Annotated in this window: 17 protein-coding genes and 1 pseudogene; 12 read left to right on the forward strand and 6 right to left on the reverse strand. The window is 54.9% G+C overall.

Translation table 11 applies throughout. From position 1 onward, the window contains the following. The first annotated feature begins 31 nt into the window (after positions 1–31). Complete coding sequence (locus K6958_RS10800) at positions 32–955, forward strand: LysR substrate-binding domain-containing protein (protein WP_249891118.1); 924 nt, start codon at positions 32–34, stop codon at positions 953–955. Between the two features lie 63 nt (positions 956–1,018). On the opposite strand, the gene smrA is transcribed toward K6958_RS10800, so the two are convergent. Then, positions 1,019–1,582, reverse strand: coding sequence for a DNA endonuclease SmrA (gene smrA / locus K6958_RS10805; RefSeq protein ID WP_249891119.1), 564 nt, complete (start codon positions 1,580–1,582; stop codon positions 1,019–1,021). A gap of 397 nt (positions 1,583–1,979) precedes the next feature. Between smrA and fnr the strand changes: the two genes are divergently transcribed. After that, positions 1,980–2,732: a fumarate/nitrate reduction transcriptional regulator Fnr gene (fnr, locus tag K6958_RS10810; protein ID WP_038626046.1), complete on the forward strand. Its 753-nt coding sequence runs from the start codon at positions 1,980–1,982 to the stop codon at positions 2,730–2,732. Between the two features lie 118 nt (positions 2,733–2,850). After that, complete coding sequence (gene uspE, locus K6958_RS10815) at positions 2,851–3,801, forward strand: universal stress protein UspE (protein WP_249891120.1); 951 nt, start codon at positions 2,851–2,853, stop codon at positions 3,799–3,801. Positions 3,802–3,884: 83 nt separating this feature from the next. Here uspE and pntB read toward each other — a convergent pair whose 3' ends face one another. Both pntB and pntA read right to left on the reverse strand, forming a co-directional pair. Further along, complete coding sequence (pntB, locus tag K6958_RS10820) at positions 3,885–5,276, reverse strand: Re/Si-specific NAD(P)(+) transhydrogenase subunit beta (RefSeq protein ID WP_249891121.1); 1,392 nt, start codon at positions 5,274–5,276, stop codon at positions 3,885–3,887. Between the two features lie 11 nt (positions 5,277–5,287). Beyond that, the gene (pntA, locus tag K6958_RS10825; RefSeq protein WP_249891122.1) at positions 5,288–6,817 is read right to left on the reverse strand and encodes a Re/Si-specific NAD(P)(+) transhydrogenase subunit alpha; all 1,530 of its coding nucleotides are present in this window, start codon (positions 6,815–6,817) and stop codon (positions 5,288–5,290) included. A 513-nt stretch (positions 6,818–7,330) separates the two neighbouring features. Here pntA and ydgH point away from each other — a divergent pair. Both ydgH and K6958_RS10835 read left to right on the forward strand, forming a co-directional pair. Beyond that, positions 7,331–8,284: a DUF1471 family protein YdgH gene (gene ydgH / locus K6958_RS10830; protein ID WP_249891123.1), complete on the forward strand. Its 954-nt coding sequence runs from the start codon at positions 7,331–7,333 to the stop codon at positions 8,282–8,284. Between the two features lie 211 nt (positions 8,285–8,495). Next, the gene (locus tag K6958_RS10835) at positions 8,496–9,887 is read left to right on the forward strand and encodes a basic amino acid/polyamine antiporter (protein WP_249891124.1); all 1,392 of its coding nucleotides are present in this window, start codon (positions 8,496–8,498) and stop codon (positions 9,885–9,887) included. On the opposite strand, the gene K6958_RS10840 is transcribed toward K6958_RS10835, so the two are convergent. Next, the gene (locus K6958_RS10840; protein WP_249891125.1) at positions 9,888–10,301 is read right to left on the reverse strand and encodes a hypothetical protein; all 414 of its coding nucleotides are present in this window, start codon (positions 10,299–10,301) and stop codon (positions 9,888–9,890) included. 178 nt (positions 10,302–10,479) lie between these two features. Here K6958_RS10840 and rstA point away from each other — a divergent pair, with 178 nt between their 5' ends. From rstA to K6958_RS10865, 6 genes and pseudogenes are all read left to right on the forward strand, one after another. After that, positions 10,480–11,205, forward strand: coding sequence for a two-component system response regulator RstA (rstA, locus tag K6958_RS10845; RefSeq protein WP_249891126.1), 726 nt, complete (start codon positions 10,480–10,482; stop codon positions 11,203–11,205). Further along, a complete protein-coding gene (gene rstB, locus K6958_RS10850) occupies positions 11,202–12,506 on the forward strand; it encodes a two-component system sensor histidine kinase RstB (RefSeq protein ID WP_249891127.1) in 1,305 nt (434 codons plus the stop codon). Before rstA ends, rstB begins: the two co-directional genes overlap by 4 nt. An 18-nt stretch (positions 12,507–12,524) precedes the next feature. Beyond that, the gene (locus tag K6958_RS10855) at positions 12,525–14,015 is read left to right on the forward strand and encodes a carboxypeptidase M32 (protein WP_249891128.1); all 1,491 of its coding nucleotides are present in this window, start codon (positions 12,525–12,527) and stop codon (positions 14,013–14,015) included. 953 nt (positions 14,016–14,968) lie between these two features. Then, positions 14,969–15,247, forward strand: a pseudogene (asr, locus tag K6958_RS10860) (acid resistance repetitive basic protein Asr); the annotation flags it as partial. Between the two features lie 140 nt (positions 15,248–15,387). Beyond that, the gene (ydgU, locus tag K6958_RS21375) at positions 15,388–15,468 is read left to right on the forward strand and encodes a small membrane protein YdgU (RefSeq protein ID WP_457920508.1); all 81 of its coding nucleotides are present in this window, start codon (positions 15,388–15,390) and stop codon (positions 15,466–15,468) included. Between the two features lie 121 nt (positions 15,469–15,589). Next, positions 15,590–16,405 (forward strand): trypsin-like serine peptidase, encoded by an 816-nt coding sequence (locus tag K6958_RS10865; protein ID WP_249891129.1) that lies wholly within the window; start codon positions 15,590–15,592, stop codon positions 16,403–16,405. An 18-nt stretch (positions 16,406–16,423) separates the two neighbouring features. Here K6958_RS10865 and hrpA read toward each other — a convergent pair whose 3' ends face one another. Further along, the gene (gene hrpA / locus K6958_RS10870; protein WP_249891130.1) at positions 16,424–20,326 is read right to left on the reverse strand and encodes an ATP-dependent RNA helicase HrpA; all 3,903 of its coding nucleotides are present in this window, start codon (positions 20,324–20,326) and stop codon (positions 16,424–16,426) included. 253 nt (positions 20,327–20,579) lie between these two features. On the opposite strand from hrpA, the gene azoR reads away from it, so the two are divergent. Next, on the forward strand, positions 20,580–21,179 hold the full coding sequence (gene azoR / locus K6958_RS10875) for an FMN-dependent NADH-azoreductase (RefSeq protein WP_249891131.1): 600 nt from the start codon (positions 20,580–20,582) through the stop codon (positions 21,177–21,179). A 50-nt stretch (positions 21,180–21,229) separates the two neighbouring features. Here azoR and K6958_RS10880 read toward each other — a convergent pair whose 3' ends face one another. After that, the gene (locus K6958_RS10880) at positions 21,230–21,553 is read right to left on the reverse strand and encodes a YdbL family probable chaperone protein (RefSeq protein WP_249894667.1); all 324 of its coding nucleotides are present in this window, start codon (positions 21,551–21,553) and stop codon (positions 21,230–21,232) included. Positions 21,554–21,564: the final 11 nt, after the last annotated feature.

Genomic DNA, 21,564 nt, shown 5'->3' on the forward strand with positions numbered 1-21,564 from the left:
TAAATTCTCACAGCCTCTCTACTCTTGCCCTATGGACAAAAACTATCTGTTTAATCAGCGCATTCGTCTGCGTCATCTTCATACGTTCGTCGCGGTCGCACAGCAGGGTACGCTGGGCCGCGCGGCGGAAACACTCAGCCTGAGCCAGCCCGCGCTCTCTAAAACGCTTAACGAGCTGGAAGAGCTGACCGGCGTACGTCTGTTTGAGCGCGGACGGCTGGGGGCGCAGCTTACTACCTTCGGCGAACAGTTCTTAACTCATGCCATTAAGGTACTTGATGCGCTTAACCATGCCGGCCAGTCGTTCGCCAATCCGGTTAACGACAGGCCGGTGGTGATCCGTCTGGGGGCGCTGACCACGGCGGCGATGGGCATGCTGCCGCAAATTCTTGACCGCTTTCATCAGCAGCAACCGCAGGCAACGGTGCAGGTCGCCACGCTACACAATAACGTGCTGCTGGCCGGGCTGAAAGCCGGTGAGTTTGATATTGGCATCGGCCGCATGGCGGATGCCGAGATGATGACCAGCCTGAACTATGAATTGCTATTTCTGGAGTCCTTACGCCTGGTCGTAAGGCCGGAACATCCGCTCTTAAGTGACAACGTCACGCTATCCCGTGCCCTGCAGTGGCCGGTAGTGATTTCTCCGGAGGGCACCGCGCCGCGCCGTATCGCTCAGGCGATGATGGATGAACAGGGTTGTAAGCTGCCGGCCAGCTGCGTGGAAACCTCATCCACCTCGCTGGCGCGTCAGCTGGCGCTACGTTACGACTATGTCTGGTTTGTTCCTTCGGGCGCGGTAAAGGAAGATCTGTCACACAGCGCATTGGCGGCGCTGCCTGTAGCTTCGCACGGGCCTGGCGAACCGGTGGGCATTATCACCCGCTCTGGCCATCCCCTCTCTCTTAGCGCGGAGATCCTGCTGGCGACAATTCGTAAATGCCATTCTGGGTAAAAGATGCTGAAGGCTTAGCCGTGAGGCGGGAAATTAACGGCTGGACAGCGCCAGCCGCAGAGATTAACGGCTACGTTTTGCGTGCCGTTCGCGGTTATCCAGCCGCGCCTGTTCTGTTTTACGCATGCCGACATAAATCGCACCGCTGCCGCCGTGCTGAGGCTGCGCAATGCAGTACGCCTGCACATCGTCAAACTGCTTAAGCCAGCGTGCCAGGTAGCTGCGCACGATATTGGCGTGCGACTCATCTTCCCGGCCTTTGCCATGCACAATCAGCAAGTTGCGCAGGTTATCTTTACGCGCTTCCATTATAAAGGCAAAGACTGCCTGGCGGCATGACTCCACCGGCTGACGCAGCAGGTTAAGGCTGGCATCAAGTTTATATTTTCCCAGACGCAGCTTATCAAGCACGCCCTGCTGAATGCCTTCGGCTTTATATTCCAGCGGCTCGCTGAGCGGAACAATATCGAGGTAGCCTCGGGTAAGGAAGTTTTCCACTTCCTCATTCACCGGCTGGCGCGGCGCTTTGGGCGTCGGTGCTTTTAGCCAGTGAATAGTTGCGCAATCTTTCAGCGGAGTGACATCTTCCATGGCGTCACGAAACAGATCTTTATCGTCAAGGTTCATGGGGCTTACCTCACGCCTGATATGTCGTGGCAATGCACGAAGAAGAAAATGACCGTGCGTCCCGGCAAGTTTACCTGATTGCCAGGGCATTGCCAAAAGCCAATGCCGTCGTCGGGCACAGCGTTAATCAAAGCATATTTATTGACCAGTTAGCAGGCTATTTTTTGTCAGGTTAGTTAAGTGTTAAAAATAGATTTCTACGTAGCAACATACTAAAAAGTGCTTTGCCGTCATTAATTAACAAAAATATGCATAATTTTTACCCATGAAGTTACATTGATGCTATTAATCGATAACGTCCCTGTTTTTTATGCGGTTAAAAGTGCGCTTATGCATTCCATTTCGCTCACGAAGAATGTTAAAATTGACCTCAGTCAATTATTGTCGAGGATGTATTATGATCCCGGAAAAACGCAGCATTCGTCGTATCCAGTCTGGTGGATGTGCCATTCATTGCCAGGACTGTAGTATTAGTCAACTTTGTATTCCTTTCACCCTGAATGAGCACGAGCTGGACCAGCTGGACAACATTATTGAGCGTAAAAAGCCGATTCAGAAAGGTCAGGCGCTGTTCAAGGCGGGTGATGAACTGCGTTCATTGTATGCGATTCGCTCCGGGACCATCAAAAGCTACACCATTACCGAACAGGGCGATGAGCAAATCACCGGCTTTCATCTGGCGGGCGATCTGGTCGGCTTCGACGCTATTGGCTCCGGTCACCATCCCAGCTTTGCCCAGGCGCTGGAAACCTCAATGGTGTGTGAAATCCCATTTGAAACATTAGATGATCTTTCCGGCAAAATGCCTGCCCTGCGTCAGCAGATGATGCGTCTGATGAGCGGCGAAATCAAAGGCGATCAGGATATGATCCTGCTGCTGTCTAAGAAAAATGCCGAAGAACGCCTGGCCGCCTTTATCTGGAATCTGGCGCGTCGTTTCGGCCAGCGCGGCTTCTCGCAGCGTGAGTTTCGCCTGACCATGACCCGTGGCGATATCGGTAACTATCTGGGCCTGACGGTGGAAACCATCAGCCGTCTGCTGGGGCGCTTCCAGAAAAGCGGCATGCTGGCGGTGAAAGGCAAATATATTACTATTGAGAACCATCCTATGCTGGCCGAGCTGGCCGGTCAAAGCCGCGGCGCTGCCTGATGAGTTGGCCGGATCACTAATTGTTATTTTATTGATCCGGCTAGAACTTTTCCTCTTTTTCCTGACCTGTTAATGGGCTATCTTTAGCTAACACGCTCTGGTGTTTGGAGAAGCCGTTATGGTTAAGTATCAAAATATTCTGGTGGCGATAGATCCTGAACAGGACGACCAGCCTGCATTGCGCCGGGCCGTTTATCTCAACCAGCGTATCGGCGGGAAAATTAAGGCTTTTTTGCCTATTTATGATTTTTCCTACGAGATGACCACCCTTCTTTCACCCGATGAACGCACAACTATGCGCCAGGGGGTGATTAGCCAGCGGACAGAATGGATTCGCGAGCAGGCACACGCTTATCTGGAAGCGGGTGTAGATATCGATATCAAGGTGGTGTGGCATAACCGTCCTTTTGAAGCGATTATCCAGGAAGTTCTTGCCGGTCAACACGACCTGGTATTAAAAATGGCCCACCAGCACGATCGGCTGGAGTCGGTTATTTTTACCCCTACCGACTGGCATCTGTTACGTAAATGTCCCTGCCCGGTGTGGATGGTGAAAGATCAGCCCTGGCCGGAACAGGGTAAAGCGGTGGTGGCCGTAAACCTTGCCAGCGAAGAACCCCACCATGACGGCCTTAATCAAAAGCTGATCCGTGAAACGACCGAACTGGCCGCGATGGTTAACCATACCGAGGTGCATCTGGTGGGCGCCTATCCGGTTACGCCAATTAATATCGCTATTGAGCTGCCCGATTTCGATCCCAGCATCTATAACGATGCGATCCGTGGTCAACATCTGGTGGCGATGAAAGCGCTGCGCCAGAAATTCTCTATTGATGAAAAATTTACCCACGTGGCTAAGGGGCTGCCCGAAGAAGTCATCCCGGATCTGGCGGATCACCTGAACGCCGGCGTAGTGGTGCTAGGCACCATCGGACGCACCGGACTTTCCGCCGCGTTTTTGGGCAATACAGCTGAACAGGTTATCGACCATTTGCGTTGCGATCTGCTGGTGATCAAGCCGGACAACTTTGCTTCGTCCATTGAGCTGGACGATGATGAAGATGATTAAAACGCTCCGGTAATGTTAGCGTAAACAAAAGCCGCTGTTGGCCTGACGTCAACAGCGGCTTTTTTATGGCTTTACGGCCGGCCTTACAGCGCTTTAAGTATCGCCTCTACGCTGGCTTTGGCATCGCCAAACAGCATCTGCGTATTCTCTTTAAAGAACAAAGGATTCTGCACGCCGGCGTAACCGGTATTCATCGAGCGTTTGAATACCACCACGTTTTGCGCTTTCCAGACTTCCAGCACCGGCATACCGGCAATCGGGCTGCGCGGGTCGTCCTGTGCCGCCGGGTTAACGGTATCGTTGGCACCGATCACCAGCACCGTATCGGTATTGGTGAAGTCATCGTTAATTTCATCCATCTCCAGTACCACGTCATACGGCACTTTTGCTTCAGCCAGCAGTACGTTCATATGCCCCGGCAAACGACCGGCCACCGGATGAATGCCAAAGCGCACATTAATACCACGTGCGCGCAGCTTTTCCGTGATTTCCGCTACCGGATACTGCGCCTGCGCCACTGCCATACCGTAGCCCGGCGTAATGATCACCGTGGAGGAATTTTTCAGCAGGTCTGCTGTCTCCTGCGCGTTGATTTCACGATACTCACCGCTCTCCTCATCCTCGCCTGAGCCCGCGCTACTGTCGGTGCCGAAGCCGCCGGCAATCACGCTAATAAATGAACGGTTCATCGCCTTACACATAATGTAAGAGAGGATTGCGCCCGAAGAGCCCACCAGCGCGCCGGTCACGATCAGCAAGTCATTGCTTAGCATAAAGCCCGCCGCCGCCGCCGCCCAGCCGGAGTAAGAGTTCAGCATCGACACCACCACCGGCATATCCGCGCCGCCGATCGAGGCAACCAGATGCCAGCCGAAGGCCAGTGCTATGACTATCATGATCAACAGCGCGAAGATTTGCAGCCCCACGCTGTCGGTGCTTACGAAGGTCCACAGCAACAGGAAGGAAACCACCAGCGCCAGCAGGTTAAGCTTATGGCGATGCGGCAGCATCAGCGGGCTTGAAGAGATTTTCCCACGCAGTTTGCCAAACGCCACCAGCGAGCCGGTAAAGGTCACCGCGCCGATAAAGATGCCGAGGAAAATTTCCGTCAGATGAATATTTTCCATCACCGGCTCAAGGCCGGGGCCGTGATCGATAAAACTGTTTACCCCTACCAGCACCGCCGCCAGACCCACAAAGCTATGCAGGATCGCCACCAGCTCCGGCATTTCGGTCATTTCGACTTTTTTCGCCAGATGAATGCCGATTGCGCCCCCGATAATCATCGCCAGCAGGATCCAGGCGATATTGCCGGTATCCGGGCCAAAAATGGTAGCGAAGAGCGCGATGCCCATCCCAGCCATGCCGAAAATATTTCCCTGTTTCGAGGTTTCATGCTTTGAAAGCCCCGCCAGGCTACAGATAAAAAGGATTGCGGCAACAATATATGCTGCAGTAACTAATCCGCCAGACATGTTGTTACCCCTTAGTTCTTACGAAACATTTTCAGCATGCGCTGAGTTACGGTAAAACCGCCAAAGATGTTAATGCTGGCAATCAACACGGCAATAAAGGCCAAAAAGGTGACCCAGCCGCCATGACCTATTTGCAGCAGCGCACCTACCACGATGATCCCGGAAATAGCGTTGGTCACCGACATCAGCGGCGTATGCAACGAATGGCTGACATTCCAGACCACGTAATAACCCACCACGCAGGAGAGCGCGAAAACAGTAAAGTGCGAAAGGAAGGCCGCCGGCGCCACGTTAGCCAGGCAGGCAAACAGCACAATCGCCAGCGCCAGCAGCAGATATTTTCGCCACGGCGAGGCGGGCTTCTCCGGCACCGCCTGCGGCGCGGCGGCGGCTTGCGCGGCTTTGGGCGCGGCGGAAACCTGAATCGGCGGTGCCGGCCAGGTCACTTCGCCAGCGCGCACCGTGGTTACGCCACGGATCACGACGTCATCGAAGTTGATATCGATTTCGCCATTTTTCTCTTTGCACAACAGTTTTAACAGATTGACCAGGTTAGTGCTGTAGAGCTGAGAAGACTGGGTGGGCAAACGGCTGGGCAGATCGGTATAGCCAATAATTTTGACGCCGTTCTCAGTAGTGGTCACCTGGTCGGCGACGGTAAGTTCACAGTTGCCGCCGGTTTGCGCCGCCAGATCCACTACCACGCTGCCGGGTTTCATGCTGGCGACCATATCGCGGGTAATCAGACGCGGCGCAGGTTTGCCAGGGATAAGCGCCGTGGTAATAATAATATCCACCTCTTTCGCCTGCGCGGCGAACAGCGCCATTTCCGCCTCAATAAAGGCTTCCGACATCACTTTGGCATAGCCGTCGCCGCTGCCCGCCTCCTCTTTAAAATCAAGCTCAAGGAATTCGGCGCCCATGCTTTTGACCTGCTCTTTTACTTCAGGACGAGTATCAAAAGCGCGCACAATAGCGCCCAGGCTACGGGCGGCGCCGATAGCAGCTAACCCGGCGACGCCCGCGCCGATAACCATCACTTTGGCCGGCGGCACTTTCCCGGCGGCGGTGATCTGGCCGGTAAAGAAGCGTCCGAATTCATGCGCCGCTTCCACGACTGCGCGATAGCCAGCGATGTTAGCCATGGAACTCAGGGCGTCCAGCGACTGGGCACGGGAAATACGCGGCACCGCATCCATCGCCATCACGTTAATCTTACGCGCGGCGAGTTTTTCCATGAGTTGTGGATTCTGCGCAGGCCAGATAAAGCTAATCAGCGTACTGCCTTCCCGCAGCAGTGCGATCTCTTCGTCATCAGGCGCGTTCACCTTCAGCACAATATCCGCCTGCAATACCTGCTGGCGATCGACCAGCGTCGCACCGGCCTGCTGATAAGCGCTATCGGCAAAGCTGGCCGCAGCGCCCGCCTGCTGTTCGATTGCCACGCTAAAACCCAGTTTCAGCAGCTGTTCCACCGTTTTCGGCGTTGCTGCCACCCGGGCTTCCTTCGGCAACCGCTCTTTGGGTACTCCAATTAACATAGTTTTCCCTTTCATCGGTTAGTGATGATATTAAAACGCCGCGGCAGCGCCGCTATACGTTTCAGACTTTGTATCAAAGTGTTTATAACCTACTGAATATATGTCTCGTAATCTACCCGCTCTGGACGGTGCTAAAAGTTTTTACGCAAATATCCCTCTTCAATTTGCTGGTTCACTATTTTCCCCGCATTAACCGACCGTATTCAGCCATAATCTGCTACGGAAAAGGCGATAAAAAAGCATATAAAACGCCACATTATTCTTAATTAACAACTATTTAACTAAATTAGTTGTATCATTAACCGCTTTAACTGATAACACCCGCTTAAATCCGATCAAAATGCTCTCATTGCCGGGACGCTTTTTGCTGCTAAAAGCTGGTCGCCTGAATGGCATAAATTGACTGAGACAGCGGCCATTATTACATGCAATAATCCACAGCTAATCTGTTACACATCAAGAGTCCAGCACGTTTTCGTACTCAATTTTTGCGTAAGGCGAAGGATTATTTTTATGAAGCTGAAGAACACTCTTCTGTTGACCGCTCTGCTGTCATCACTGACGCTGACCGCCCAGGCGGCGCAGGAGCTGTCACCGGAAAAAGCGGCCGCGTTAAAACCATTCGAACGTATTAATATTAGCGGTCGTTTCAATTCTATTGGCGATGCCAGCGAGGCGGTCTCCCGTCGTGCAGATAGCCTGGGCGCATCCGCCTTTTATATTCAGGGCATAAACGACGCCACCGGCAACAGCGGCAACTGGCGCGTCACCGCCGATCTCTATCACGCCGATGCGCCTGCGGCGGAAAAAAGCGCTAGCTACCGCTACTTTAGCGGCGTGAAAGAGCTGCCAAAGGCGGAAGCCTATCAGCTGGAACCGTTTGATACCGTTTCAGCCAGCGGCTTTTTCCGTAACCAGCCTGAGGTCAATGAAGCGATCGGTAAAGCCGCTAAAGAAAAAGGCGCCGCCTCTTTCTTTATTGTGCGTCAGATTGATGCCAACAACGGCGGTAACCAGTACATCACTGCTTATGTCTATAAGGCCGATGCGGCGAAACGTCAGGTACAGAGCCCAAATGCGATTCCGCGTAACTCTGAAGCAGGTAAAGCCGCGCTGGCGACCGGCGGCGCCGCTGCGAAACAGGTTGAGCTGCCTGGCGTAGCCTCTTCGGAAACGCCAAGCAATAAAGTCGGCCGCTTCTTCGAGACCCAAAGCTCTACCGGCGAGCGTTATACCGTGCGCCTGCCGAACGGCAAAGAGATTCAGGAAGTAAACGCGATTACCGCTGCGCAAATGCAGCCGTTTGATACCGTTACTTTCACCGGTCACTTCGGTACGCCAACGGAAATCTCCGAAGCTGTCGCCAAGCGTGCTGCGGATAAAGGCGCCAAGTTCTATCACGTGACGCGTCAGTGGCAGAACCAGAGCGGCGGCAACCTGACGGTGACTGCCGATCTGTTTAAATAATTCCCTTTCCGGAGCGGCATCCCTGCCGCTCCGTCATATTCTGAATAATCTGTAGCGCTTTTTGCATAGACACGCATTGCACGACGCCTCCGCACTCCGTAAAATCCCCGCCTTATTTCAGCGGAAAAGAGGGATTTCACCTCTGCCTGCCTGATTAAAAGTCAACCGCTACGCGGTTCCGTGGTTATTTATTCTGTTTCAGGACGGTTTCTTGGACAAAAAATTAGGCCTTAGCGCACTGACTGCGCTGGTACTCAGCTCAATGCTGGGCGCAGGCGTTTTCAGCCTGCCGCAAAACATGGCGGCCGTGGCCAGTCCCGCCGCACTTCTTATCGGCTGGGCCATTACCGGCGCGGGTATTCTGTTTCTTTCGCTGGCGTTGCTGCTGTTAACGCGCCTTAAACCGGAACTGGACGGCGGTATTTTCACCTACGCCCGTGATGGCTTCGGCGAGCTGGTGGGCTTCAGCTCCGCCTGGGGTTACTGGCTGTGCGCCGTGATCGCCAACGTTTCCTATCTGGTTATCGTTTTCTCTGCGCTGAGCTTTTTTACCGACTCGCCAGGACATGTGATCTTTGGCGATGGCAATACCTGGCAGGCGATGCTCGGCGCTTCATTGCTGCTGTGGCTGGTGCACTGGCTGGTCTTACGCGGCGTTCAGACGGCCGCCAGCATCAATATGCTCGCTACGCTGGGTAAACTGGTGCCGCTCGGCCTGTTCGTGGTGCTGGCGATCATCGCCTTTAACTTCGATCGTTTCCGTTTCGATTTTACCGGTGTTGAGCTGGGCCAACCGGTCTGGGAGCAGGTGAAGCAAACCATGCTGATTACCCTGTGGGTGTTTATCGGCGTAGAGGGCGCCGTGGTGGTGTCAGCCCGCGCGCGTGATAAGCGCGATGTTGGCAAAGCGACGCTGCTGGCGGTGTTGGCGGCCCTGACCGTCTACCTGCTGGTAACTCTGCTCTCGCTGGGCATCGTGCCGCGTGCCGAGCTGGCGGAGATGCGTAACCCTTCAATGGCCGGGCTGATGACCAAACTGATCGGCTCCTGGGGCAATGCGGTTATCGCGCTGGGGCTGGTGGTCTCGGTATGCGGCGCCTATCTGAGCTGGACAATTATGGCGGCCGAAGTGCCGTTAATCGCCGCGCAACAGGGCGCGTTTCCGCGCAGCCTGAGTCGACAGAATCGTCATAATGCGCCCTCGGCCTCGCTATGGCTCACCAACGGCAGCGTGCAGGTTTGCCTGATTCTGATCTGGTTAACCAACTCGGATTACAACACGCTGCTGACCATCGCTTCGGAAATGGTGCTGGTGCCCTATTTCCTGGTGGGTGCCTATCTGCTGAAGCTGGTGTGGAATAAAGGTGAAATCTGGATGACGGCGGTAGCGCTGGGCGCCTGCATCTATGGCCTGTGGCTGCTCTACGCCTCCGGCCCGTTGCACCTGCTGCTGTCGGTGATCCTGTATGCGCCGGGGATGCTGCTGTTTCTGTTTGCCCGCCGTGGCGGTCGGGCACTCAGGGCGCTGAGCGTGGTCGAACGTGTCGCCATCGCTCTGCTGGTGGCTGGCGCCTTCCCGGCGACCTGGATGCTGATGAAGTGATTAATGCGGGGCGGCTGGGAACTGAATAGTCAGCCGCTCCTCCTGCTGCGACAGCGATAACGGCTTGCGATATTCGTGATGAATAGCATCAAGCTGATCGCTGGAAAGCGGGTAAGGCAATAAAATATCAAACTGCACGATATGCTGCTGTTCGGCTAAGGTAATCAGCCGGGCGATATTAATTTCATCGCTAACCTGGGTCGAAATGATTTGCAGCGCTAATTCTTTTAACCGTTCTGACGGTGGGCGTTGCGAATCTGCAGGATTGCGCGTCACCATACCAAAGATCGGCATTACGCCATAAATCGCATCGACAAAGCTCCAGCGCTTTTTACAGGATGCAGCAAGAAAATCGGTATAATTGAAGCAGATGCGGTCACTCAGGCCCGCAGACGCCAGCTGTTTATCTGACACCCTCACTCTCCTCCTGGCCAGAAAAAAAGGGTTACAAGCGACATTAACAACCCTGCAGATATAATGGCATAGTTTACCCGACTTGTAACAGACATCTTGCGTCATTTAACTGACGTTGATGGTTGTTATTAACTGAAAAGGTTAAGCTGCTGCCATCCGCAGCCTGAATTATCCCATCATGAATAAAATAGTTTTCGTTGAAGATGATCCTGAGGTAGGCGAGCTGATCGCCGCCTGGCTAAGTCGTCATGGTCTGGAGGTGATTGTCGAAGGCCGCGGCGATCGTGCTGAAGAGGTAATTGCGCGTGAGCAGCCTGACCTGGTGATGCTGGATATTATGCTGCCGGGCAAAGACGGCATGACCCTGTGCCGCGACCTGCGCGCCAGCTGGCCCGGCCCGATTGTGCTGCTGACCTCGCTGGACAGCGATATGAATCATATCCTGTCGCTGGAGATGGGCGCCAATGACTATATTCTGAAAACCACGCCGCCGGCTGTGCTGCTGGCACGCCTGCGCCTGCATTTACGTCAGGCGAGCGTGGCGCAGCAGGATGAGATCGCCCCGGTGATCAATAGCCAAAAGGCGCTGCGCTTCGGCTCTTTAACTATTGATCCGCTTAATCGTCAGGTCACGCTGGGGGATGAAGTGATCGCCCTTTCCACCGCCGATTACGATCTGCTCTGGGAATTGGCCATTCACGCCGGGCAAATTCTTAACCGCGACGCTCTGCTGAAAACTCTGCGCGGCGTCAGCTATGACGGCATGGATCGCAGCATTGACGTAGCCATTTCGCGCCTGCGGAAAAAGCTGCACGACAGCGCAACTGAACCTTATCGCATCAAAACCATCCGCAACAAAGGTTATCTGTTTGCGCCGCACGCCTGGGATACTCACACGCAATGAGAAAACTTTTTATCCAGTTTTATCTGCTGCTGTTTGTCTGCTTCCTGGTAATGACCATGTTGGTGGGGCTGGTGTATAAATTTACCGCTGAGCGCGCCGGACGGCAGTCGATGGATGATTTAATGAAAAGTTCGCTCTACCTGATGCGCAGCGAACTGCGGGAAATTCCGCCGCGCGACTGGAACAAAACCATCAACAATCTGGATCTTAATCTCTCTTTTAAGCTGCATATCGAGCCGATCAATAAATATCAGCTGGATACGGGCAGTATGCGGCGTCTGCACGCCGGAGAAATTGTCGCGCTGGACGATGAGTACACCTTCTTGCAGCATATTCCCCGCAGTCATTACGTGCTGGCGGTGGGCCCGATTCCCTATCTGTTTTTCCTGCATGAAATGCGGCTACTGGATATCGCGCTGCTGGCCTTTATCGGCATGTCGCTGGCGCTGCCGGTATTTATCTGGATGCGGCCCTACTGGAAAGATATGCTGAAACTGGAGTCGGCGGCGCAGCGCTTCGGTAAAGGCCATCTTGATGAACGTATCCATTTTGATAACGCCTCCAGCCTGGTAAGGCTGGGCGTGGCCTTTAATCAGATGGCGGACAATATCAATACGCTGGTCGCCAGCAAAAAACAGCTGATTGATAACATTGCCCACGAGCTGCGCACGCCGCTGGTGCGGCTGCGCTACCGGCTGGAGATGAGCGATAATCTCAGCGCCGCCGAATCCACCGCGCTGAATCGCGATATCGGTCAGTTGGAGTCGCTTATCGAAGAGTTATTAACCTATGCGCGTCTCGATCGTCCGCAGGTAGAGCTTTTCCTGCAGCCGGTGGATCTCGCCAACTGGCTCGGCGAGCGTATTGCTGATATTCGTTCGGTTCATCCTGAATATGAGATTGCGCTGGACCTGCCCCAGCGCGAAAATTTTGGCGTTTCCGATACGCGCCTGATGGAGCGGGTGTTGGATAACCTGGTGAATAACGCGCTGCGCTATGCGCAGCAGCGGCTGCGAGTGGGCCTGTGGTTCGACGGCAATCTGGCCTGTTTACAGGTGGAGGATGACGGTCCGGGCATCCCGGCAGCAGAGCGCCAGCGCGTACTGGAACCGTTTGTTCGTCTCGATCCCAGCCGCGATCGCGCCACCGGCGGCTGTGGGCTGGGTTTGGCGATTGTACAATCCGTAGCGCTGGCGCTCGGCGGTCACGTGATGATCGACAGCAGCCCGTTAGGCGGCGCCAGCGTTCGCTTTTGCTGGCCGGTTGATTTACCCTTGCGAGGTACGGCGAACCGCCCTTAACTGAGCAAGGAGATCTGCGTGTCATCCGCTTATCAACAACTTACCCAAACTTTTCAGCGCCTGTCGCGCTTTGGTCATCTTTCCGCTATTGCCGGCTGGGATATGCAAACCATGATGCCGCCAGCCGGCAGCCAGGCGCGCGGCGAAGCGCTGGCGGAACTTAGCGTATTACAGCATCAGCTGCTTACCGACAGCCGGGTTAAGACGTGGCTGGAGGCGGCGCAGCAGGAATCGCTGAATGATGTCGAGCAGGCTAACCTGCTGGAGATGCGGCGCGCCTGGCAGCAGGCGGCGCTGCTGCCCGCGGCGCTGGTGGAAGCGAAATCGCTCGCAGGTTCGCGCTGCGAACATGCCTGGCGACAACAGCGTCCGGCTAACGACTGGCAAGGGTTTGCCGCGAATCTGAAAGAGGTGGTGCGCCTGAGCCGCGAGGAGGCGGAAATCCGCGCGCAGGCGGCGGGCTGTTCACGCTATGACGCCCTGCTCGACCTCTATGAGCCTGGCATGACCAGCGCCCGACTCGACGCCACCTTCGGCGATCTTATTCAATGGCTACCGGACCTACTGACGCGCGTAGTGGAAAAACAGGCCGCCGAGCCGGTTGATACGCCCGTCGGCCCTTTCCCCATCGAGGCGCAGCGTCAGCTGGGCTTAGCACTGATGAAGCTACTTGGATTCGATTTTAACGCCGGTCGCCTCGATGTTAGCGCGCATCCATTCTGCGGCGGCGTGCCGGATGACGTGCGCATCACCACGCGCTATAACCAAAATGAGTTTGTCAGCGCCATGATGGGGGTGATTCACGAAACCGGACACGCCCGCTATGAACAAAATCTGCCGAAAACCTGGCGTGGTCAGCCGGTCGCGCTGGCGCGTTCTACGGCAGTTCACGAGTCGCAAAGCCTGTTCTTCGAAATGCAGCTGGCACGCAGTGCGCCGTTCCTGCAGCATATTCTGCCGCAGGTGATCGCGCAGATGGGCGATCAACCCGCTTTAACGCCAGCTAATTTTGTCCGCCTCAACCAGCGCGTGAAACGCGGTTTTATTCGCGTCGATGCTGATGAGGTGAGTTATCCACTGCATGTAATCCTGCGTTATGAAATCGAACGCGCGCTGATTGGCGGGGATATCGAGGTAGAGGATATTCCTGCGTTGTGGGACGAGAAAATGCAGCGCTATTTAGGGCTGGATACCCAGGGCAACTACCGTGACGGCTGCATGCAGGATATTCACTGGACCGACGGCGCCTTCGGCTATTTCCCCACCTATACGCTGGGCGCAATGTATGCGGCGCAGCTTTTCCAGGCGCTGAAGCGCGCCCTGCCGCAGCTGGAGACACAAATTGCCGGCGGCGAGCTGGAGCCGATCTTTAACTGGCTTTCCCAGAATATCTGGCAGCACGGCAGCCGCTTCCCTACCGCCCAGCTGATTACCCAGGCGAGCGGCGAAGATCTTAATCCGCTACATTTCCGTCGTCATCTGGAACAGCGCTACCTTGCTACTAACTGATCCTTACCCCGCTGGCCTGCTTCCCCCGCAGGCCAGATCCTTCCTTGCACTTTTGATGACGCGCCTGGGCGTGGCGATGTCGCAATCCAGCGCGCTGAAGATTAGCGTTCAGGTAATAATCGACAATGATATTTTGGTCCATGCCAGCGTTCGCGTTTGCCGTTCGATTGCTAAATCTATTCCGCTTTAACTTGTCGAAGGTGATTATTCATGTGCAATCGACGCTAATAACGTTTTATATGTGGCTTAATTAATTAATTAATTGCATTAACAACCATTCATACTGACATAACTTTGCAATATTCATTATTAAACTTAAGTTATATGGCTTATAAATGTTTCGCAACCTAATGAAAAAACCACGGAAACTGTTTAATTAAGGATATTTATTATGACCAACATATTAAAAGTCACGTTAAGCTCTTTGTTACTTTCAGGCATGCTATTATCAGCTTCTGCTTCAGCCTTTGAAAAAGTGGCTGCCAGAGAGTGCGCCAAAATCTGCAACTCCAAAGGAGTTTGCGTTAATATATGTGATCCTGGCGTCCATCCATAACATCCTGCCGTCAATCGACCTGCGGGATGATTTCTTATTTTTTAGCAAGATAATTAAAGACGCCATCCTAAAATATCTGGTCTTTTCTTTTCATTGTTCAAACATAAATAGAATACAGCCTGAAAAGTAAAAAGCCACCTCCAAAGGAGGTGGTTTAAAGCTGAAAATAAAAAGCAGGCGTAATTAACGTCTGCTTTTCCCCTGTACCGGGAGTTTTTTCTTTTTAAATTGTCATTTAATCAAAAGCGCTACATGCTTCTGGTTTATATGGATGGCTGCGTTGTACATTCAGTTACACGCCGATACCAATCACTCACGGAAAACGCGATCGCCTTTCTCTATAGTCTTTTCACCGGCCCCGCAGTGGGCTAATGATGAAGAAATAGAGGGTTTTGCAATGAAAAAATTATTTGCTCTGGTTGTAGCCGCTGCTATGGGTATCTCTTCCGTGGCTTTCGCAGCGGATACTGCCGCCGCGCCGGCCGCACCGACTGCTGCTACAACCGCCGCTCCGGCGAAGACTACGCACAAAGTTGCGCATCACAAGCATAAAAAAGCTGCCGCACAGAAAGCGCAGGCCGCAAAAAAGCACCACAAACACGCCGCCAAGCCGGTAGCACAGAAAGCACAGGCAGCGAAAAAGCACCACAAGAAAGTGGTTAAGCCTGCAGCAAAATAAGCACTGAAGCACATTTCTGGCGATAGCCGCCGGCCAGGGTGTGGCAAAACGCTGCCCCCTGGCACGGGCAGCGCGGAGGCTGTTTTATCCATCTCAAACACCCGGTTTACCGGGTGTTTTTTCCTGGAGTAGCAGAAATGGTACGTCGCTATCGTTTCGAAATTATTCTCTTTGTGATGATCCTCTGCGGTGCCATTGCGGCCTGCTTCTACGTTTGATGCACGTAGCGTACTGATATTCCGAATTAAACTCCCTTTTTTGCTGCTCAACGTCTATAGTTACGCATGACGCGTGTTAACCCTTTATATTCTTATAATTCTCCCCTTTTTTGAGCGAGATATGCGCATAACGGCTGTGTTAGTAGTGGGTTTGCTCTGTTTTTCCTGCTTTTCTCATGCGGATGATGACAGCGAGGACGGCCCAGGGCCGGAAGAGCTTAAGACGCTGTTCTTTGGTCACGACGATCGTAAGCCCATCGAACAGGCTGCCAGCGTGCCCTGGGAAGCGATTGGCCAGCTGGAAACCGCCAGCGGCAACCTCTGTAGCGCAACGCTGATTTCCACGCATCTGGCGCTAACTGCCGGGCACTGCCTGGTGACGCCGCCGGGCAAACTGGATAAGCCGGTCGCGCTGCGTTTTATTGCCAGCGATAGCGGTTGGCGCTATGAAATTCATGATATCGAAGGACGCGTCGACCCCAGCCTGGGCAAAAAGCTCAAGGCGGATGGCGATGGCTGGATTGTTCCGGCAGCGGCGGCACCGTATGACTATGGCCTGATTGTGCTGCGCAACCCGCCCTCCGGCATTACGCCGGTACCGCTATTCAGCGGCTCGCGCAGCGATCTGACCGCCGCCTTAAAAACCACCGGCCGTAAAGTTACCCAGGCGGGCTATCCGGAAGATCATCTTGATGCCCTCTGGTCACACAGCGACTGTCTGATCACCGGCTGGGCGCAACGTTCGGTGCTGTCGCATCAGTGCGATACCCTGCCGGGCGACAGCGGCTCGCCTTTACTGCTGCAAACCGCCGACGGCTGGCGGCTGATTGCGGTACAAAGCTCGGCCCCGGCGGCGGCGGATCGCTGGCGCGCCGATAACCGGGCGATTGCCGTAACCGCTTTCCATGACGATCTGGAGGCGCTGGCCGCTGAATAACGTAGCGGCCAGCGTTATTCAGGCCGCTATCTGTTCCATGGTTTGCAGGATGCGCTTGTCTGAAATAGGATACGGCGTGCCGAGTTGCTGAGCGAAGTAGCTGACACGCAGCTCTTCAATCATCCAGCGCACCTCCTGCACATCCTCATCATCACGGCGGGCGGGCGGCAGCTTATTCAACCAGCTTTGCCACGCCTGCTGTACCTGCTCCACTTTCAGCATCCGCGCCCGATCGCTATGCGGATCAACCGGCAGCTTTTCCAGACGACGCTCAATGGCCTGCAGATAACGCAGTGTATCGGGTAGACGTTTCCAGCCGTTCTGGGTGACGAAACCGCGGTAAACCAGGCCGCTCATCTGCGCTTTAATATCCGACAGCCCCAGCGCCATGGTCATATCCATGCGCCCCTTAAGCCGTTTGTTGATATTAAATACCGCCGTCAGGATCTGCTCGACCAGCTTAGCGATTTCCACTACCGTGTCGTTCAGCCCGGCACGTACTTTCTCATGCAGCTGTTGATACGCTTCCTCTTTCCAGGCCGGTCCGCCATTTTCCGCCATCAGCTTATCAATACCACAGGTAATGCAGTCATCAATCAGCTCCAGTACCTTGCCATAAGGGTTAAAGTAGAGTCCCAGCTTGGCTTTATTCGGCAGTTTTTCATGCAGATATTTTATCGGCGACGGAATGTTCAGCAGCAGCAGACGGCGCTGCCCACGCCACATCATTTTCTGCTGCTCGTGCTGGCTGTCAAACAGACGAATCGCGACGCTATCTTTTTCATCCACCAGCGCCGGCCAGGCCTTCACGCTGTAGCTGCCGCGCTTCTGCTCAAACTGACTGGGCAGATCGCCAAAGCTCCAGATATGCAGGCCGCTCTGCTCCAGCCCGTCGTCGGCCACTTTTGATAACGTCTCCTGCACCTTGCCTTTCAGCGCCGTCTTCAGCGCCGCCAGGTCTTTGCCCTCTTTCAGCTTGCGGTTGTGCTCGTCCAGCACGCGGAAGGTAATTTTCAGGTGATCGGGCACCTGATCCCACTGCCAGTCCTCGCGGTCGATGGTCACGCCGGTCATACGGCGGAACTCACGCTCCAGTGCATCCAGCAGCGGCATCTCGGTATGGGTGACGCGCCCTAAAAACGCTTCTGCGTAGTTGGGCGCCGGCACGAAGTTACGTCGCACCGGCTTCGGCAGCGATTTAATCAGCGCCACAATCAGCTCGCGGCGCAGGCCGGGGATTTGCCATTCAAAACCGGCCTCTTCCACCTGGTTTAACAGCGGCAGCGGAATGTGCACGGTCACGCCATCGGCATCCGCGCCGGGCTCAAACTGATAGCTAAGACGCAGCTTAAGGTTACCCTGCTGCCAAAAGTTGGGATAATCAAGTTTGCTGACCTTATCCGCGCCCTGTTTGATGAGCATCTCTTTATCGAAGCTGAGCAGATCGGGCGTTTGCTGGCTGACCGCTTTCCACCAGCTGTCAAAATGACGGGCGGAGACCACCTCATGACCGATGCGGCTGTCATAGAAAGCAAACAGGGTCTCATCGTCCACCAGGATGTCGCGGCGGCGCGATTTATGCTCCAGATCTTCCACTTCGCTGCGCAGCTTCTGGTTGGCCTTAAAGAAGGCGTGGCGCGTTTGCCAGTCGCCTTCCACCAGCGCATGGCGAATAAACAGCTCGCGCGATAGCTGCGGATCGATTTTGCCGTAGTTCACCTTACGCGCGTTAACAATTGGCAAGCCGTAGAGCGTCACCTTCTCCATGGCCATTACTGCGCCCTGCGCTTTTTCCCAGTGTGGCTCGCTGTAGCTGCGCTTCAGCAGATGCTGGGCAATCGGCTCGATCCATTCAGGATCGATGCGGGCGGCGATACGTCCCCAGAGGCGGCTGGTTTCCACCAGCTCTGCCACCATGGTCCATTTGGGCGGCTTTTTAAACAGCGCCGAGCCAGGAAAAATAGAGAAGCGGGCGTTGCGCGCGCCGCTGAATTCCTGCTTTTCCACATCCTTCAGGCCGATATGCGACAATAAACCGGTGAGCAGCGCAGTATGAACTTCACGATACGGCGCCGGTTCGCTGTTGACCGGCATTCCCAACTCACGCACCACTTGACGCAGCTGGGTATAGATATCCTGCCATTCGCGCACGCGCAGATAGTTGAGATAATCGGTTTTACACTGACGACGGAAGGCGTTGCCGGAGAGCGCTTTCTGTTGCTCCTGCAGGTAGTTCCACAGGTTAACGAAAGCGATAAAATCGGACTCTTTATCGGCAAAGCGACGATGCTTTTCATCGGCGGCCTGCTGTTTCTCTACCGGACGCTCGCGCGGATCCTGAATAGAGAGCGCCGCGACGATAATCATCACTTCACGCACGCAGCCATATTTCTGCGCCTCCAGCACCATCCGCGCCAGACGCGGATCGACCGGCAGCTGCGCCAGCTGGCGGCCCGACGGCGTCAGGCGATAGCGGCCGTTTTCCTCTTCGGTGATGGCGCCCAGCTCCTCCAGCAGGCGCACGCCATCCTGAATATTGCGCTTATCGGGCGCTTCGACAAACGGGAAGGCGCTGATATCGCCCAGGCCGAGCGCGGTCATCTGCAAAATAACCGACGCCAGGTTGGTGCGCAGAATCTCCGGATCGGTAAATTCCGGGCGGCTTAAAAAATCCTCCTCGGAATAGAGGCGAATACAGATCCCTTCGGAGACACGGCCGCAGCGCCCTTTACGTTGGTTGGCCGATGCCTGCGACACCGGCTCGATCGGCAGACGCTGCACTTTTGTGCGGTAGCTGTAACGGCTGATGCGCGCCGTGCCGGGGTCGATAACATATTTAATTCCGGGCACCGTGAGCGAGGTTTCCGCTACGTTGGTCGCCAGTACGATGCGCCGTCCGCTGTGTGACTGAAACACCCGGTTTTGCTCGGCGTTCGACAGGCGCGCGTAAAGCGGCAGGATTTCGGTATGCGGCAGGTCACGCTTGCTTAACGCATCGGCGGTATCGCGGATCTCGCGCTCACCGCTCATAAAGATCAGGATATCGCCGCTGCTCTCTTGCCCCAGCTCATCAACCGCATCAAAAATCGCCTGCAGCTGATCGCGATCGCTCTCCTCAACATCGTTCACCACCGGGCGATAACGCACTTCTACGGGGTAAGTACGCCCGGAAACTTCCACGATCGGCGCGTTGTTGAAATGACGGGAAAAGCGCTGCGGGTCGATGGTCGCCGAGGTAATAATCACTTTTAAATCAGGACGGCGCGGCAGCAGCTCACGCAGATAGCCCAGCAGAAAATCGATATTCAGGCTACGCTCGTGCGCTTCATCGATAATGATGGTGTCGTACTGCATTAGCAGCCGATCCTGCTGAATTTCCGCCAGCAGAATACCGTCCGTCATGAGTTTGATTTGGGTATTGTCGCTGACCTGATCGTTAAAGCGCACTTTATAACCCACGCAGCCGCCGAGCGAGGTTTCCAGCTCATCGGCAATTCGGTTGGCGACGGTACGCGCCGCCAGACGACGCGGCTGCGTATGACCGATCAGCCCTTTTACGCCGCGCCCCAGCGTCAGGCAAATTTTCGGCAGCTGGGTGGTTTTACCGGAGCCGGTTTCCCCCGCTACGATAACCACCTGATGGTCGCGAATAGCCTCGGCGATCTCCTGCTGTTTCTGGCTAACCGGCAGATTTTCCGGAAAGCGAATGGTTGGCGTCGCCGCCTGCCGCTGCAGTAAACGCTGTTCGGCCAGCGCAAACTCTTTCTCCAGCTCTTCGGCAATATTTTGCTGAGCCGTGGGGCTTTTGACCTTTTTCGCGCCGTGCAGGCGACGTTGCAGACGCTGGCGGTCCCGCAGCGTCATGTTATCCAGCCGCTCCCAGAATGGGGCCAGCGGCGATGTGTTTGATTCGACAGACATAGTAATTACCTTATTAACACAGCGGCTTTTGATTGCTGTTATGGCCGCCGCGTGGTCGGCCCTGGCCGACATAATATTTATTGATTGCGGCGTATGGTAACACAGGCCGCCTGTGGGCAAAGATCGCCTCTACGCTTGTTCAGGAATTTTGAATATAGGACTCGAAATATTGCGCTTTCACTGTTGCGATAAACTCCCTACAGTGTAAACCATTGAGCGGACAGACTTCCCTATTAGCAGACAGGAAACAATCATGAGCAAAGTATTAGTATTAAAATCCAGTATTCTTGCCGGTTATTCGCAGTCAGGCCAGCTGGCCGATTTTTATGCCGCCCAGGCGAGTGAGAAAGGCGATCGGGTAACGGTACGCGATTTGGCAGCAAACCCGATTCCGGTACTGGATGGCGAACTGGTTGGCGCGCTGCGTCCTTCCGATGCGGAGCTGACGCCGCGTCAGCAAGAAGCGCTGGCGCTCTCTGATGAGCTGATCGCCGAGCTGAACGCGCACGACGTGATTGTTATTGCGGCGCCGATGTACAATTTCAATATCCCGACCCAGCTGAAAAACTATTTCGACCTGATCGCCCGCGCCGGCGTCACCTTCCGCTATACCGAAGCGGGCCCGGAAGGTCTGGTGAAAGGGAAACGTGCTATCGTTATCTCCAGCCGCGGCGGCATCCATAAAGATACGCCGTCCGATCTGCTGACCCCATACGTGCAGCTGTTCCTGGGCTTTATTGGCATTACCGACGTGAACTTCGTGTTCGCTGAAGGCATCGCCTACGGCCCGGAAGTGGCGACAAAAGCCACCGCTGAAGCGAAAGATGCCCTGCAGCAGCTGGCGACCGCCTGATGACTGCGCTGGCCGCTGTCGCAGCGGCCAGCATGCAATGGTTTATCCGGCTACGGCTTTCTTACCCATCTGCCGTTAATGCCCTGCACATATTCCCCAGCGGCGGCGCGCTGCACCAGTTTTTCTCCAGCGATGCGCGCAACCTCAGCGGTAGAGAGCTGATTACGCTGCGCCACTTCCCGATAGCGTTGTTCCCGTTGCTGATTAATCTGCGCGATAAGCGCCGCTGTTTCCGCGTCCTGCTGACGCGGCGCCAGATAGCCGCTTAGCGTTTCGCCGACGCGCCCCTGTTGACGCGCTTCATTCAGCGTTAGCGCCTGCGCTGGCGAAGCGGCCAACAGGCACAGTAAAGAGAAGGTGACCCAGCCTTTCATCATGCCGTCCC

Origin of the sequence: Mixta hanseatica, assembly GCF_023517775.1 — a bacterium.
In the GTDB taxonomy this organism is placed as follows: Bacteria; Pseudomonadota; Gammaproteobacteria; order Enterobacterales; family Enterobacteriaceae; genus Mixta; species Mixta hanseatica.

Coding starts and splice junctions, on each gene's coding strand:
- hrpA (WP_249891130.1), bottom strand. CDS start 20,326: ATGTCTGTCGAATCAAACACATCGCCGCTGGCCCCATTCTGGGAGCGG.
- pntA (WP_249891122.1), bottom strand. CDS start 6,817: ATGTTAATTGGAGTACCCAAAGAGCGGTTGCCGAAGGAAGCCCGGGTG.
- rstA (WP_249891126.1), top strand. CDS start 10,480: ATGAATAAAATAGTTTTCGTTGAAGATGATCCTGAGGTAGGCGAGCTG.
- ydgU (WP_457920508.1), top strand. CDS start 15,388: ATGGTACGTCGCTATCGTTTCGAAATTATTCTCTTTGTGATGATCCTC.
- uspE (WP_249891120.1), top strand. CDS start 2,851: ATGGTTAAGTATCAAAATATTCTGGTGGCGATAGATCCTGAACAGGAC.
- K6958_RS10880 (WP_249894667.1), bottom strand. CDS start 21,553: ATGAAAGGCTGGGTCACCTTCTCTTTACTGTGCCTGTTGGCCGCTTCG.
- pntB (WP_249891121.1), bottom strand. CDS start 5,276: ATGTCTGGCGGATTAGTTACTGCAGCATATATTGTTGCCGCAATCCTT.
- fnr (WP_038626046.1), top strand. CDS start 1,980: ATGATCCCGGAAAAACGCAGCATTCGTCGTATCCAGTCTGGTGGATGT.
- azoR (WP_249891131.1), top strand. CDS start 20,580: ATGAGCAAAGTATTAGTATTAAAATCCAGTATTCTTGCCGGTTATTCG.
- K6958_RS10865 (WP_249891129.1), top strand. CDS start 15,590: ATGCGCATAACGGCTGTGTTAGTAGTGGGTTTGCTCTGTTTTTCCTGC.
- ydgH (WP_249891123.1), top strand. CDS start 7,331: ATGAAGCTGAAGAACACTCTTCTGTTGACCGCTCTGCTGTCATCACTG.
- K6958_RS10800 (WP_249891118.1), top strand. CDS start 32: ATGGACAAAAACTATCTGTTTAATCAGCGCATTCGTCTGCGTCATCTT.
- smrA (WP_249891119.1), bottom strand. CDS start 1,582: ATGAACCTTGACGATAAAGATCTGTTTCGTGACGCCATGGAAGATGTC.
- rstB (WP_249891127.1), top strand. CDS start 11,202: ATGAGAAAACTTTTTATCCAGTTTTATCTGCTGCTGTTTGTCTGCTTC.